The organism is Sulfurimonas sp., assembly GCF_029027405.1.
In the GTDB taxonomy this organism is placed as follows: Bacteria; Campylobacterota; Campylobacteria; order Campylobacterales; family Sulfurimonadaceae; genus Sulfurimonas.
In genome coordinates, this window is sequence record NZ_CP093396.1 from 655,839 (window position 1) to 670,774 (window position 14,936).

Here is a 14,936-nt window from a genome sequence, read left to right on the forward strand (position 1 = left end):
AGTGAAATGAGTAGAAAGTTAGCTAGTTAATTTAGGTGGAAATTGCACTTATTTTTAGAATTTGGGTTTGATTTATAAAAAAAGTAATATTTGGAAGGATTTAAAAATGGTGGCCAATCTCGGAATTGAACCAAGGACACACTGATTTTCAGTCAGTTGCTCTACCGACTGAGCTAATTGGCCACGCTAATAATTGTAAGTTGCTTTAAAAGGTGGTGGCCAATCTCGGAATCGAACCAAGGACACACTGATTTTCAGTCAGTTGCTCTACCGACTGAGCTAATTGGCCATCTTTTAAAGAGCGAAATTATATCTTTGTCGTACTGAAAGTTAGCTTATATTTTTAACAGCTTTTTTGAATTCGTTTCCGCGCTTGGCATAAGAGCTAAATTCATCAAGGCTAGACGCGGCTGGAGAGAGTAGAGCAACTTCATTTATATTTAAAACAGCATCTATTTTAGATATAGCATCTGTTAAGTTTAAACATTTTTTTGAGTTAATTTTATGTTTTTTCCCTAGAGCAAAAAGTTTATCTTTGTTTGAACCAATTGTATAGATGCTAGCATCTATATTAATCAGGTATTGGAAAAGTTCATCAAGTTCTACTCCCTTATCATCACCACCTAAAATAAGGTGAATATGTAAGTCTTTGTATCTATTTAGAGCAGCCTTCGTCGCATCTATATTTGTTGCTTTTGTATCATTTACCCAAAGACGATTTTTGGAGTCTTTTAGCTCCTCTTGTCTATGTGGGTCAAGTTTAAAAGAGTTTATTTTTGTATAATCAATTCTATCAAATAGTATTTTATCTACTGCCATCCCAAGAATAGCATCTGCTAAAAAAGCACCTTTAAAGTTGACTTTTTTTATATTTATATCAAAATGCTCGGCTAAAGAATTCTCATCCTCATAGCTTATGATGTGAGCGTTTGTTTTGATATCTTTATATTTATGTGGAACTATCGCAATTTCACCTTCTTGCATGCTTAACAGAGGTTTAAGTTTGGCATCTTCATACTCTTTCATACTTCCATGCCAACTTAAGTGGTCTGGATGTATAGGAAGTAAAACATATATATTAGGTCTTGCTATATTTGTATAGTGCATTGTAAAAGAACTAGTTTCTAATATCCATACTTTAGCATCTATGCTTAACTCAGCTAAAGGAGTTCCAATATTTCCACCTGCTTGTGAGCCTTTGTCTTTTAAAAGATGTTGCATCATCTGTGTTGTAGTTGTTTTACCATTTGTTCCACTTATCCATATTTTAAGAGGTGGAGTGTCATTAAAATAGTCATATTCACTGATAAGATTTTTAGCTTTTTTGATAAGTGAATTTGAAGGAGAAATACCTGGAGAAGGGATTTCAAGTGAGGAGTATTTTGCATTAAACTCACTAGATGGATTTACTTTAAAACCATTTGAATCACGAAAAGGTTTAGTGCATTTATCATCATAAAAAACAGCATTTATTGCTACTTTTGCAATAGCTTTTGTTGTTCTTCCATAACCAAAAAGAGATATCTTTTGCATCTAGCGAATCTTTAAAGTGATAAGTGCTATAAGATTTGAAAGTATGGCTATAATCCAAAATCTTACAATGATTTTATTTTCCGCCCATTTTTTCATCTCAAAATGATGATGTATTGGAGCCATTAAAAAAACTCTTTTTTTACGAAGCTTATAGCTACCAACTTGTAAAATTACAGAAACAGTTTCTATAACAAAGATTGACCCAATAAGAAGAAGTAAAATCTCACTTTTTGATATGATGGCAAGATAACCAAGAAAAGCACCAATTGTAAGTGAGCCACTATCGCCCATAAAAACTTCTGCTGGATGACAGTTATGCCATAAGAAGCCAGTTAAAGCACCCATTAAAGCACTGGCGACTATTGCAACTTCTCCAACATTAAAGTTGGGCATCAATAAGTAAGATGAGATAGTTGCATTCCCTGTAATGTAGATAATAACACTAAAAGAACTAAGTGCTGCAAGAGAAGGAACCGTTGCTAAACCATCTAACCCATCTGTAAGGTTTACAGCATTAGAGGTTGATATAATTACTAGAGACCAAAAAGCAATAGAGTAAACTCCCATGTCAAATATAGGTGTTTTAATAAATGGAAGATACAGGTCTGTGTTGAAATTTGAAAATATACACAAAAAAGATGTAACTATTAGGGATGCTAATAGTTGAAGTGCTAATTTTGTTTTTGCTTTTAATCCTGCAAGATTTTCACTCTTTTTTATCTTTGCAAAATCATCTTGAAATCCAATAAGGGCAAAAAGTATAAGTGTTAAAATTGCTCCGAGTGCAAACATATTTGAAAATTTTATTGTAAGTAGTGAAGCTAATATGGTAGAGCCAATAAAAACAATACCACCCATGGTCGGAGTCTTCGCTTTTTGTTGGTGTGACTCTGGTGCCAACTCGTTAATAGGCTGTACACTTGATGTTCTTTGTGCCCACTTAATAAAACGAGGGAGTAAAAATAGTGTGAAAAGTAGAGCTATAAAAAATGAAATACCAGCTCTAATAGTGATATATCCAAGTATGTGAATGTTTAAGAGTTCATGAAGAGTGTAGAGCAAATGTTTTCCTAGTAATATAAATAACCATGTAAAATTTTAAAAACACATTATAGTATAACTTATTTAAATCTTAGTAAAGTTATCAAAATATAATCACAGCTTATTAATTAAAAAAGATACAATGTTTAAAAATATAATTAATAATTATATTTAAGCTCTATGTAATATAATAAAATATAATATCTTCTTTAGATAAAAAATCTAAAGGGGAAGAAATGAATATAAATCGTAGAGATGCACTTAAAATGGGTGCTGTTAGTGTTGTTGCTGCTGCAACTGCTTTAAGTGTAACAGGATGTGGTAAGGCTGAGGCTGTTCCAGCAGCGGCTTGTTCTAATAAAAATATTCTTGGCAAACATCAAGTTGTAATTATTGGTGGAGGTTTTGGTGGTTTAACAGTTGCTAAAAACTTAAAGAAAAAAGATAAAAATATTGATGTTCTTGTGATAGAAAAAAATGATACATTTATGTCTTGTCCATTTTCAAATGCATACTTAGGCAAGCTTGATGGTGTTAATTTAGGAACTTTTGTACACGATTATGCTCAACCTACTCAAAAATATGGTTATGGCATGTTACGCTCTGAAGTTGTAAGCATAAATGCTAAAGCAAAAGAGGTTACAACTGCACACGGTGTAGTTGGGTATGATACTTTAGTTCTTTCTCCAGGTATTGCATATAATTATGAACAACAATTTCCTACATTCTCAAAAGAAAAAATCGCTGAAATCCAAAGAACTGCACCAGGGGCATTGATTCCAGGTAGTGAACATGTTATTTTAGAGAGAAGTTTATCTAATATGGAAGATGGTGATGTTGTTATTACTGTTCCATCAGGAAAATTTCGTTGTCCACCTGCTCCATTTGAAAGAGCTTGTATGATAGCTTCATATATGAAAAAAGAAGATATCCAAGGTAAAGTAATCATTCTTAACCCTAGTGCTAAGATAGCCAAAGGTGCTGCGTTTAAAGAAGCATGGAAAGAGCTATATGGCAATAGAATTATTCATATGGATAATTGTAAAATTGATGATGTTGATGTTAATGGAAAATCTATTTCTTTCACTCAGCAAGTTTCAACAGGTAAAAAAGATTCAGATGGCTTAGCAATAACTAAAGCTGTTAAAAAATCTCATAAATATGAAGTTCTTAACCTTATCCCTAACAACAAAGCAAATGCTGTTGTAGCTATGTCAGGTGTTGCAACTACACAAGATTCTTTTGGTAAAGTTCTTATGAATGGTTGTTCTTTTAGAACAAAATCAGATGAAAATATTTATGCTGTTGGTGATGTTGTAGGTCATGGTATCCCACCAAGTGGTCAAACTGCAGTATGGGCTGGTAAACAGTGTGCAGATGAAATCGTTAATAGAATTCAGAAAAAATCATTTACTTTAGCTGTTAAATCTAAATCAGTTACTGCCGGTAATGTTTGTTACTCAATGGTTGGTGATAACCCAGAAGAAGCGATTATGGTAACACATGATTTTTCTTGGACAGGAAAAATAATCAAAGGTAAAGGAAATGTACCTAAAGCTCCTAGTGGTAAATTCCGTTCAAAAGGAACTGCTAAAGCTACTCGTGATTGGTATAGTGGAATAATGAGAGATTTATTTAGTTAATCAAATAGAAGAGTTCTAAACTCTTCTATTTTCAAGTAAAGGATTTTTGTGGATAGAAGAAATTTTTTAAAAATAGTAGGTACCACGGGGGTGCTTATGGCAGTGTCTCCCTCCTGTATAAACTCCAAATTGTATGCGGATAATGGAACTCTTTTTATATCTTATGAAAGAGTACAGCTCTTAGATGCAAATGGAAAACCAATCAAAGCAAGCTCTTTAAAGAAAGAAACAAACTATGTTTTTAATTATCCTTTTGTCTCAACACCAGTAATTTTATTAGATCTTGATGAACCAACACTTAAAGATGTAAAATTAAAATCAGAAGACGGTGAAGAGTATATTTGGAAAGGTGGAGTAGGTTCAAAAGGCACGATAGTTGCCTATGTAGCTATTTGTTCTCATCAGTTAGCACATCCAACTCCAGAGGATAGTTTCTTGCAGTATTGTCAAAAAGATAAAAAAACAATGTCATATAAAGAGGGTGGAGTTATGGTTTGCTCTTCACATTTGTCTGCTTTTGATGTAAAAAGTGGCTGTAAAAATCTTTCAGGACCAGCTGAAGAACCTTTAGCTAGTGTTATTTTGGAGATTGATAAAGATGATACAATTTGGGCAAGTGCAGTTTTAGGACCAGATAAGTTTCATGAATATTTTAAAGCTTTCAAGCCGGAACTAAAAAAATTCTATGGTGGAAAAAGAAAAGGCAAGAAAAAAATTAAAAATTCTGCAACTCTTTTGCCATTAACAGAGTACACAAAAGAAATAGTTCAATATTAAGGGGTAATATGAAAATAGTTAAATTTTTATTGATTTGGGCTTTAGTCGCTACATCGCTACTTGGTTCTAAAGTAGAACAAGATGAACTTAAATCAGATATGAGAACAATGCTTAGTGCTATGGAAGACTTACAAAGAGCAGGTTTTTATAACAATAAAAAAGGTGTTCGAGAATCTGCAAAAAAGTTGATTGATAATTTGGATTCTTTAATAACCTCTGATGCAAGAGCATATCTTCCAGATGCCGTAGCTGATGCAGGAAAATTTGCTAAAAAAAGAGAAAAAATGATTAAAATGTATGCAAATGATTTAGTTGAATCAATACAAAATGGCAATTATGATGACGCAATAGAAGATTATGCTCAAATACTTACTCAATGTACATCTTGTCATAGTCGTATTAGAAAAAGAGTTTGGAAATAAATCTAAAATAATTGTATAATCTCAAAACTTTATTTTATATAAGGAATCACATTGAGTAAAAAAGTTGTTTTAGTTATAACAGATGGAATAGGATATAGTAGTAAAACAGAGCATAATGCATTTTATAATGCTTTAAAACCTACTTACGATAGACTGTTTGAGAAAACACCTCACTCTTTAGTTGATACTTCTGGTTTAAGCGTTGGCTTGCCAGAAGGTCAAATGGGTAACTCTGAAGTTGGTCATATGAGTATTGGAAGTGGGCGTATTTTATACCAAAATTTAGTAAAAATTTCATTGGCTCTAAGTGAGAATAGATTAGAAAAAAATGAAGTACTTCAAGATATATTAAATTCTTCTCAAAGACTACATCTTATAGGACTTATGAGTGATGGTGGTGTACATTCTCATATTGATCATTTTATGGGAATTGCAAAAATTGCTGCAAAAAATGGAAAAAAAGTTTTTTTGCATCTTATAACTGATGGACGAGATGTTTCTCCAACTTCTGCTCAAAAATATTTAAAAATTGTTGAATCACACTTAAGCGAAAATATTCAAATAGCAACTATTTCAGGTCGTTTTTATGCGATGGATAGAGATAACCGTTGGACAAGACTTCAAAGAGCTTACGAAGCTATTGTAGAAGCAACTCCTAAAACAGACTTTGAGCCAGCAGGCTATATTGGCTCATCATATGCTCTTGGTGAAACAGATGAGTTTGTAGAACCAACTGCTTTTGAAGGGTATGACGGACTTAAAGAAGGGGATAGCGTTTTAACTATTAACTTTAGAAGTGATAGAATGAGAGAGTTAGTTACTGCTCTCGGGAGTGCTAACTTTTCACATTTTACGAGAAAAACTTTAAATATAAATCTAGCAACAATGACAGAGTATGATAAAAGTTTTTCATATCCTGTTTTATTCTCTAATGATGCCCCCCCCAATACACTGGCAGAAGTTATTTCAGCAAATGGATTAAAACAACTTCATACTGCTGAAACCGAAAAGTATGCTCATGTGACATTCTTTTTAAATGGTGGTATAGATGAACCTTATGCAAATGAAACTAGAGTTCTCATCCCATCGCCTGATGTGAAAACTTATGATATGAAACCAGAGATGAGTGCAGATGCAGTAGCAGATACAGTGTTAGGGGCAATGGATGAAGATTATGACTTTATAGTAGTAAACTTTGCCAATGGCGATATGGTAGGTCATACTGGTGATGTAGAAGCCGCAAAAATAGCTGTAAATACGGTAGACCAGCAACTTGGAAAAATATTAGAAAAAGCAAAAGAGAATAATTATGCTGTTGTTATCACTTCTGACCATGGAAATTGTGAAGAGATGAAAGATGATGATGGTAATATTTTAACAAATCATACCGTTGGAAAAGTTTGGTGTTTTGTAGTTGCAAATGGAGTAACAAAAGTTAAAGAAGGTGGTTTAAATAATATTGCACCAACAGTTTTAAAATTAATGGGTCTACAAATTCCATCTGAGATGGATGCTAGTTTAATCTGAATAAAATAAGGAATAATATAAATGAAGTTTTCAGGAAAAAATGTTTTAGTTACAGGTTCAAGTCGTGGTATTGGTGCAGAAATTGCAAAAACTTTAGCTTCTTTTGGTTTAAAGGTTTGGGTAAATTATAGAAACGGTGCTGATAAAGCAGATGCAGTTAAAGAAGCCATTGAAAAAGAAGGTGGTAAAGCAGCAGTAATTGGTTTTGATGTTAGTGATGAAGCCGCATTCGCGGATGCGATAAAAACAATTGTATCCAGTGATGGAGAACTTTCTTATCTTGTAAATAATGCAGGAATTACAAATGACAAGTTGGCTCTTAGAATGAAAGAAGCAGATTTTATGAGTGTTATAAATGCAAATTTAACTTCATGTTTTGTTGGTTGTAGAGAATCTATGAAAGTGATGAGAAAGAAAAAATTTGGAGCAGTTGTAAATATAGCTTCAATTGTTGGTGAAACAGGTAATGCTGGCCAAACAAACTATGCCGCATCTAAGGGTGGAATTATCGCAATGAGTAAAAGTTTTGCAAAAGAAGCAGGAACAAGTGGAATTCGTTACAACACTGTCACTCCTGGTTTTATAGCGACCCAAATGACAGATGCTTTAAGTGATGAAATAAAAGATAATTTCACTTCAAATATTCCAATGAAACGCTTTGGAAATGCAAGTGAAGTTGCAGAAGCAACTGCATTTTTACTTTCAGACCATGCAAGTTATATAACAGGGGAAACCTTAAAAGTTAATGGCGGATTAAATATGGCGTAAATTTTAATAGGGCAATATTAAGGTATATATGTTATAATTTCGCGATTTTATACTAAAAAATAGGAGCTATAATGGCACTTTTAGAAGATATTAAAGAAGTAGTAGTTGAGCAATTAAGCGTTAACCCAGATGAAGTAAAAGAAGATGCTAAGTTTGTTGAAGATTTAGGTGCAGATAGCCTTGATGTAGTTGAATTAGTAATGGCTCTTGAAGAGAAGTTTGATATTGAAATTCCTGATGATGAAGCAGAAAAAATTCAAACAGTTAAAGATGTAGTTGAGTATATAGAAAATAAATAATCAACGATAAAATGTTTTTTGAATGCAGTGAAGCTTATAGCTTTGTTGCATTTTATAAAGTATTTTATAAGTTTATCATGGAGGTTTTTAGATGAAAAGAGTAGTAGTAACTGGTATGGGCATGATAAATGCAGTAGGAAATGATAAAGAGAGCTCTTTTAAAGCTATCTGTGAAGGTGAATGTGGAATAGATATCATAACAGCATTTGATACTGAAAAGTATAGTGTTAAAATTGCTGGAGAAGTAAAAGATTTTGACCCATCAACTGTTATGGCACCAAAAGAAGTTAAAAAAGCTGACAGATTTATTCATTTAGGTTTAAAAGCAGCACAAGAAGCTATGTTAGATGCTGATTTACCTGAAGATACAGATATGGAAAGGTTTGGAATTAGTGCAGGTTCAGGCATTGGTGGTCTTCCATCAATAGAGAGAAACTCAATAATTTTAGAAAATCGTGGTCCCCGTAGAATAAGCCCATTTTTTATTCCTGGTGCTTTAGTTAATATGCTTGGTGGATTTGTTTCTATTGAACATGGAACAAAAGGTCCAAATCTCTCAAGTGTTACAGCTTGTGCAGCTGGAACTCATGCTATAAGTGAAGCTTGCAAAACTATTATGTGTGGTGGTGCTGATAAGATGTTAGTTGTTTCTGCAGAATGTGCTGTGACTGGCGTTGGTGTTGGTGGTTTTGCAGCTATGAAAGCATTATCAACAAACAATGAAAACCCTAAAGGAGCTTCTCGTCCATTTGATGCGAATCGTGATGGTTTTGTTATGGGTGAAGGTGCAGCTTCTTTAGTAGTAGAAGATTATGAATCAGCAAAAGCACGCGGTGCTAAAATTTATGGAGAGATTATAGGTTTTGGTGAAAGTGGAGATGCAAATCATATTACCACTCCAAGTTTAGATGGTCCTGCTCGTGCGATGAAAGCTGCGTATAAGATGGCAGGTGAGCCAAAGTTAGATTATGTAAATGCTCATGGAACTAGTACTCCTATTAATGATAAAAATGAAACTGCTGCAGTTAAAGACCTGCTAGGTGGAAAAGAAAATTGTCCTCCTATGAGTTCTATAAAAGGTCAAATAGGGCACTGTTTAGGAGCTGCTGGTGGAATCGAAGCTGTAACATGCTTAATGGCAATGAGAGATGGAATTATTCCTCCAACAATAAACTATAATACACCTGATGAAAACTGTGATTTGGATATTGTTCCTAATGTTTCTAGAAAAGCAGACTTAAATGTAGTTATGAGTAACTCTTTTGGTTTCGGCGGAACTAATGGCGTTTTAATTTTTAAAAGGATTTAATTTGGCAACATTTTTAAACTTTGAGGAAAAAATCAAAGGTATTCAAGAGGATATAATTTCTGCTCGTGTTAGACATGATGAAAAAGCTGTAAAAACTCTTGAAGCAGACTTAGATAAAGCAGTATCAAAAATATTTAATAATTTAACACCTTTTCAAAAACTTCAATTAGCTCGTCATACTGATAGACCATACGCCTTAGACTATATAAATTTAATAATGCGAGATAAGTATGAGATACATGGAGATAGACATTTTCGTGATGATGCTGCAATACTTTGCTACTTAGGTTATATAGGTGATGAAAAAGTTATGGTTATTGGTGAACAAAAAGGTCGTGGTACTAAAAATAAAATAAGAAGAAATTTTGGTATGCCGCATCCTGAAGGGTATAGAAAAGCCCTTCGTGCTGCAAAAATGGCAGAAAAATTTAACATACCTGTTTTGATGTTAGTTGACACACCTGGTGCATATCCAGGACTTGGAGCAGAAGAAAGAAATCAAAGTGAAGCAATTGCTAGAAACCTTTTAGAATTTTCACAACTAAATACACAAACAGTAGCTATCGTTATTGGGGAAGGTGGTAGTGGTGGTGCTTTAGCTATAAGTGTTGCTGACAAGTTTGCAATGATGCGTTATTCTGTGTTTAGTGTTATTTCTCCAGAAGGTTGTTCCGCGATTTTATGGAGTGATCCTACAAAAATTGAAGCAGCTACAAATGCGATGAAAATAACAAGTGAAGACTTAAAAGGGTTGAATCTTATAGATGATATTGTTAATGAACCACTGATTGGAGCACATAGAGATAAAGAAAAAGCAGCTAATGCTATTTCAGATTACTTTTTACAAAGTTTAGAATCTCTTAGAAGTTTGACAGATGAAGAAAGACTTGAAGCTAGATACAACAAACTAACAAGCGTCGGAGCTTACTCAGAGTAAGTCTTCTTCCTTGATTTTTAAAGGATCAAATTTTGGTCTCTTAAGTCTTTTTGATTCTTTAGAATATTTTATTAAATCCTCAACATATCTTATACTTTTTCCAACATTTTTTAGTGACAGCATAAATAATTCATAAGTAGTTAAAACATCACTCATCGCTCTATGGTGCGTAGCATCAGGATGCAAGTTTAGTGCTTCATTTAGATAAGATAATGCGTATCTATATGATTCAATAGTCCTTTCAGCTAAAGCTAGTGAACAAAGAGAACGATTTAAAAGAGGTTCTTGCCCGATTTTTTGCATACTCAAAGAAATAAACTTATAATCAAATTTTACATCATGTGCAATAAAAATACTATCACCTAAAAAAAGCTTAAATTCTGCTAGAACATTCTTTAAAGTTGGAGCATTTTTTGTATCTTTTGCTGAGATTCCTGTTATTAAAGTTATATGCTCATTTATATCTTTACACTTTACAAGTGATTCAAATCTTTGTATTATTACACCATTTACAACTTTAACAGCAGCTATTTCTATGATTTGGTGTTTATCAATTTTAGAACCATTTGTTTCTATATCAACTATGCAAAATTCAGCTTTTTTAAGAGATATAAACTTTGTTTCAAAGTAAAAATAACCATTTTGTTTAATGATTTTCAAACCTTGTGCATGCCAAAGTTCAAGTGACAGGTCTATATCTTCATTTATTTGCCGTTTAAGAGTTTCTAGGCATAAACCTTTAGACTCTAGTTTATGTATGCTTTTTGCGTCTAGGTGCAAATCATTACTTAGCATTTGTTATGAAGTCTTTTACTTTATTTTTGTCTTTAACACCTTTTGAAAGCTCAACACCACTACTAACATCCACGCCATAAAATCCATAACTTTTAAGAGATTCTACATTCAAAGAATCTAAGCCACCAGCAAGAATAATTTTAGAACAATCAATATTTTTAAACCACTCTAAATTTAATCTTTTACCTTCTCCACCATAAGATTCACAGTAAGCATCTATGAGCCTGTATTCATCACTAAAGTTTAAAATATCTTGAGCATTTTTTGCTCTAATTACTTTGATATAGGGAACAAAAAGTTGTTCGTAAACTGAAGAAGGCACTTCAAAATGAAGTTGAGCTAAGGTACATCCTGATTCTTGCATAAAGGAGTTTATAATTTGAGCATCTACATTAACAAAGAGAGCAACTTTTTCCACAAATGGTGGAAGTTTTGAAATGATTTGTTTAGCATCTAGTGGGGAGATATACCTAGGCGATTTTTCATAAAAAACAAAACCAAGAGCATCCACTCCAGCACTTATTGCATCCATAGCATCTTTATATGAGGTAATACCACAGATTTTAACTTTCATGATTGCGCCTCATTTTTTAGCAACAAAGTCACTAAAAAATTCCTATCACTAAAGCTACGGCTATTGCCGTGAGGTTATTATATGTCATATTAAATTTGTAAACTTTTTATAGCTTCTTTTTTAGAGTTATGTTTAAATATATAATTTCCAGCAACAACAATATCAACACCAACATCTTTAAGTCCTTGAATATTTTTATCGTTTACTCCGCCATCAACTTCTATGAGACAATTTGGATTAAGTTTATTTCTCATATCGTTTAATTTAGATGCTTTTGGTATTACACTTTCTATGAAACTTTGTCCACCAAAACCAGGATTAACACTCATAAGTAAAACCATATCTAAGTCTTGTAGTAAGTATTCTATAGATTCTGGTGGCGTGTGAGGATTTAAAACAATTGCAGGTTTAATGCCAAGTGAACGGATTTTTTGTATCAGTCTGTGAGGATGTTTTTCTTCTTCTATATGAAAAGATATATACTTTGGTTTTAAGGGTGCAAAAAGTTCAACAAAAAAAGTATTGTTTTGAACCATAAGGTGAATATCGAGAGGTTTAGTTGCACATTTAGCTATGGAGGAAACTACAATTGGACCAATTGTTAAGTTAGGCACAAAATGGCCATCCATAACATCTACATGAACTAAATCACAACCTGAATTACAGATTTCTTCAACATCTCTTTGAAGATTACCAAAGTCTGCCGATAAAACACTAGGAGCTACTTTTATCATTACATTACCTCTATATTTAATAAGCGAATTATATCAAAAAATAGCCTTTATCTAGTTAAGAAAAATAAAAACTTATCGTTATTAAATTCTAAATCTACTTGCACACCTTTCCTATCTTCTATTACTTCCAATAAACTATCAACATCATTATAAGTTCTTGGCAGTGTAATATCAACACTAATATTTTCATTAGAGAGCATAGTTTTGATTTTACCACCAATAATATTTACAAGTTCTGCAAGTGTATCAAGAATAAGTTCAATATCATCAGTCTTTTCACTAATAAGAAGTTCACAAGCTTTTTTGGCAATATCTTTTGGAAAAATCAAAATGACCATGCCGTCTAAATCTCCATAATAACCAATAGAACTTGCTATCTTGTTGTCTTTTTCGATTATTTTTATCTCATTTATTTGAGCAGATTGTTTAACTGCTTTTGAGTTTGTCATCATCTCTATTGTTTGGACTGTAGCATCTATAAATCTTGGTAGTTCGGTAACTAATTGTTTAGTAAGTACTCTTATCTTTGGGTTATTTGCGGCACTACTAGCCCCGAGTTCTTTTAAGAGCTCTTTATTTTGTAAAATATCATCCATTTGATTATAAAAAAGAATACCGGAGTCTTCAAGATTTTCTTTAAAAGTATTAGGTGTTTTTTCAAAAGACAGACCTACAAAACAAACAGAAGCATTAAATTCTGCAGCTGAACTAGCGAGTCTTGAAAAAAAGTTCATTGCATGAACATTCATACTAATCACTTTATAGGCATCAAATATAAATAGTCTAAAGCCAACATTTAAAGAGTTGTTATGATATTCTATGTTGAATTTGTTCCCAATTTCTGCATCTAAAAAGGATGATATTGTATAGATTATAGCATTCCCTGTTACTCTTGTTGCAATTTTTTGCCCCATTTGCCCAAGAAAAGTATTTTCTATTATAAGGTCATAAGCTTCTTTATTTTGTGCTTTTTCTATGAATTCTTTTTCACTTTGCGCTATAACTGGGTTGTGTCCATTATCATGAAGTTCAATAGCCATTGCCGAGCGTTGTGATTTATCGTCGCTGTAAAGTAAAATATTTTTACTTTTATTTTTAAAACTAGAAGAAAAGAGTAAAGCAATTTCTTTTGATTTAAATAGAGAAAAATTTAACTCATCTTTGTAAAATACTTTAATAGCATTATATTTTTTTTCATCATAGTCACAAAAACCAACCGCTACATTATTAGCATGACGAACTTTGGCAAAAATTTTCATGAAAATATCAAGACCATTTTTATTGAAAAAAACAACTTTCTTAAGAGATACTAAAATCATATCTACTTTTAAATCAGTAGTTGCATTTATATCTTCTAAACTTAAAAATGATTCACCACTGCCACCATCTAAAAAGCCTTGTGGCGTGAATATACCTATTCCATCTTTGAGAAGTGCTCTCATGATACTTCCATTAGCGCTGCAAAGTCTTCATATATATCATCTATATAATCTACTTGAAAATTAATAAAATCATTTAGTCCGGCTTCTATAAATATAGGTTTAGATAACTCATAAAATAGTAATAGATGCATCCATTTGCCAAGTTTGTTAAGCTCTTCGTTTTGAGATGGGTTTATTCCAGATGATGCTTGTATGATTTCTGCAATTTCTTGTGGCATCTCCCATTTTTTTGATATTTGTTCACAAATATCAAAAATTCCGATTCCACTTAATCGTGTTAAGATTGTGTTGTAGTCGAGATTTTTTGCACTTCTTAAAATAGTGACATCTTGTATCTTTTCACAAAATAGAGCTTCGGTAATAATGATGCTTGCAGGTAGTAAACTAATAGAAGCACTTATGTTTTTGTCTTCAATCTTCAGGTGCTTTAAAATAATTTCCCAGTTTATAGAAAGTCTAGCTTGAAGTTCATGAAAAACTCTAGTGTTTAATTTAAAAAGGATCCATTTAGCTGGACTTAATAGCGTAGTCATATAATTATAAACACTTTGTTGAGCGCCAGATAGACCGAGTATACCAAAAATTTGAGAAACATTATTTACTTTATTCGCAAAACCGTAAATAGGTTTATTTACTAAGTCCCTCAGATAGCAAGCAAGGGCATGGTCACTTTGTGCCATTTTTGAAGCTTTTGCAAGTTCGCCATTGTTTAAAAAAGTCAAGGTATCTCTTAGCACCTTGGGGCTTGGTGGAATTTTGTCTATATATGAATCAATTTGTTCTTGTGTAATCATAAATGCATTTTAGCTTTTATATAATAAAATAATTATTAAAAAAGCATAATTGGTTAAAAAAGTACCTTTAAGCTGAAGTTTTGCTTCAAGTAGATATAATTCGCAACTTTAAAAACCTAAACTAAGGAAGCTGATTATGGCAAGAAGATGTGCTATTAGTGGCAAAGGCCCTATGAGTGGAAACAATGTTTCTCATGCAAAAAACAGAACAAAGCGTCGTTTTTTATTAAACCTAAGAACAGTGCGTATCACATTAGAAGATGGTACTACGAAAAAAATTAAAATCTCTGCAAGAGAGTTACGCACACTTAAGAAGAACTCGTAACGAGAATAGGAAACTA

Annotated in this window: 16 protein-coding genes and 2 tRNA genes; 9 read left to right on the top strand and 9 right to left on the bottom strand. The window is 32.6% G+C overall.

All coding sequences use genetic code 11. The features are described 5' to 3' along the window. Positions 1-107: 107 nt before the first annotated feature. From MOV42_RS03345 to mraY, 4 genes are all read right to left on the bottom strand, one after another. Positions 108-183: transfer RNA gene (locus MOV42_RS03345), tRNA-Phe, on the bottom strand. A gap of 30 nt (positions 184-213) precedes the next feature. Beyond that, positions 214-289, bottom strand: a tRNA-Phe gene (locus MOV42_RS03350). A gap of 41 nt (positions 290-330) precedes the next feature. Beyond that, complete coding sequence (murD, locus tag MOV42_RS03355) at positions 331-1,533, bottom strand: UDP-N-acetylmuramoyl-L-alanine--D-glutamate ligase (RefSeq protein ID WP_324172394.1); 1,203 nt, start codon at positions 1,531-1,533, stop codon at positions 331-333. Continuing rightward, positions 1,534-2,595 carry a phospho-N-acetylmuramoyl-pentapeptide-transferase gene (gene mraY / locus MOV42_RS03360; RefSeq protein WP_324172395.1) on the bottom strand — a complete coding sequence of 354 codons (1,062 nt, stop codon included), beginning with the start codon at positions 2,593-2,595 and terminating at the stop codon, positions 1,534-1,536. 215 nt (positions 2,596-2,810) lie between these two features. On the opposite strand from mraY, the gene MOV42_RS03365 reads away from it, so the two are divergent. From MOV42_RS03365 to accA, 8 genes are all read left to right on the top strand, one after another. Continuing rightward, the gene (locus tag MOV42_RS03365; RefSeq protein WP_324172396.1) at positions 2,811-4,217 is read left to right on the top strand and encodes an FAD-dependent oxidoreductase; all 1,407 of its coding nucleotides are present in this window, start codon (positions 2,811-2,813) and stop codon (positions 4,215-4,217) included. A 129-nt stretch (positions 4,218-4,346) separates the two neighbouring features. Further along, entirely contained in the window at positions 4,347-4,994 is a 648-nt protein-coding gene (locus MOV42_RS03370; protein ID WP_324172397.1) for a Rieske 2Fe-2S domain-containing protein, read from the top strand. Positions 4,995-5,002: 8 nt separating this feature from the next. Beyond that, positions 5,003-5,416: a hypothetical protein gene (locus MOV42_RS03375; RefSeq protein WP_324172398.1), complete on the top strand. Its 414-nt coding sequence runs from the start codon at positions 5,003-5,005 to the stop codon at positions 5,414-5,416. 51 nt (positions 5,417-5,467) lie between these two features. Continuing rightward, positions 5,468-6,943 carry a 2,3-bisphosphoglycerate-independent phosphoglycerate mutase gene (gene gpmI, locus MOV42_RS03380; protein ID WP_324172399.1) on the top strand — a complete coding sequence of 492 codons (1,476 nt, stop codon included), beginning with the start codon at positions 5,468-5,470 and terminating at the stop codon, positions 6,941-6,943. 21 nt (positions 6,944-6,964) lie between these two features. Further along, on the top strand, positions 6,965-7,711 hold the full coding sequence (gene fabG, locus MOV42_RS03385; RefSeq protein ID WP_324172400.1) for a 3-oxoacyl-ACP reductase FabG: 747 nt from the start codon (positions 6,965-6,967) through the stop codon (positions 7,709-7,711). A 71-nt stretch (positions 7,712-7,782) separates the two neighbouring features. Then, entirely contained in the window at positions 7,783-8,010 is a 228-nt protein-coding gene (gene acpP, locus MOV42_RS03390; RefSeq protein WP_321779037.1) for an acyl carrier protein, read from the top strand. 91 nt (positions 8,011-8,101) lie between these two features. Beyond that, on the top strand, positions 8,102-9,319 hold the full coding sequence (locus MOV42_RS03395; protein WP_324172401.1) for a beta-ketoacyl-ACP synthase II: 1,218 nt from the start codon (positions 8,102-8,104) through the stop codon (positions 9,317-9,319). Between the two features lies 1 nt (position 9,320). Continuing rightward, positions 9,321-10,256, top strand: a complete 936-nt coding sequence (accA, locus tag MOV42_RS03400; protein ID WP_324172402.1) for an acetyl-CoA carboxylase carboxyl transferase subunit alpha — start codon at positions 9,321-9,323, stop codon at positions 10,254-10,256. Here the strand turns inward: accA and MOV42_RS03405 are convergent. The 5 genes from MOV42_RS03405 to MOV42_RS03425 form a co-directional block, all read right to left on the bottom strand. Continuing rightward, complete coding sequence (locus tag MOV42_RS03405; RefSeq protein WP_324172403.1) at positions 10,248-11,051, bottom strand: 3'-5' exonuclease; 804 nt, start codon at positions 11,049-11,051, stop codon at positions 10,248-10,250. The two genes, accA and MOV42_RS03405, sit on opposite strands and share 9 nt — an antisense overlap. Continuing rightward, positions 11,041-11,625, bottom strand: coding sequence for a phosphoribosylanthranilate isomerase (locus tag MOV42_RS03410; protein WP_324172404.1), 585 nt, complete (start codon positions 11,623-11,625; stop codon positions 11,041-11,043). The genes MOV42_RS03405 and MOV42_RS03410 overlap by 11 nt, the downstream gene beginning before the upstream one ends. Before the next feature lie 89 nt (positions 11,626-11,714). Continuing rightward, positions 11,715-12,356 (bottom strand): ribulose-phosphate 3-epimerase, encoded by a 642-nt coding sequence (rpe, locus tag MOV42_RS03415; RefSeq protein WP_324172998.1) that lies wholly within the window; start codon positions 12,354-12,356, stop codon positions 11,715-11,717. A 50-nt stretch (positions 12,357-12,406) separates the two neighbouring features. Further along, entirely contained in the window at positions 12,407-13,801 is a 1,395-nt protein-coding gene (locus MOV42_RS03420) for a chemotaxis protein CheX (protein WP_324172405.1), read from the bottom strand. Then, positions 13,798-14,595, bottom strand: coding sequence for an HDOD domain-containing protein (locus tag MOV42_RS03425; protein ID WP_324172406.1), 798 nt, complete (start codon positions 14,593-14,595; stop codon positions 13,798-13,800). Before MOV42_RS03425 ends, MOV42_RS03420 begins: the two co-directional genes overlap by 4 nt. 136 nt (positions 14,596-14,731) lie before the next feature. Between MOV42_RS03425 and rpmB the strand changes: the two genes are divergently transcribed. Then, entirely contained in the window at positions 14,732-14,920 is a 189-nt protein-coding gene (rpmB, locus tag MOV42_RS03430; protein ID WP_013326380.1) for a 50S ribosomal protein L28, read from the top strand. Positions 14,921-14,936 lie beyond the last annotated feature (16 nt).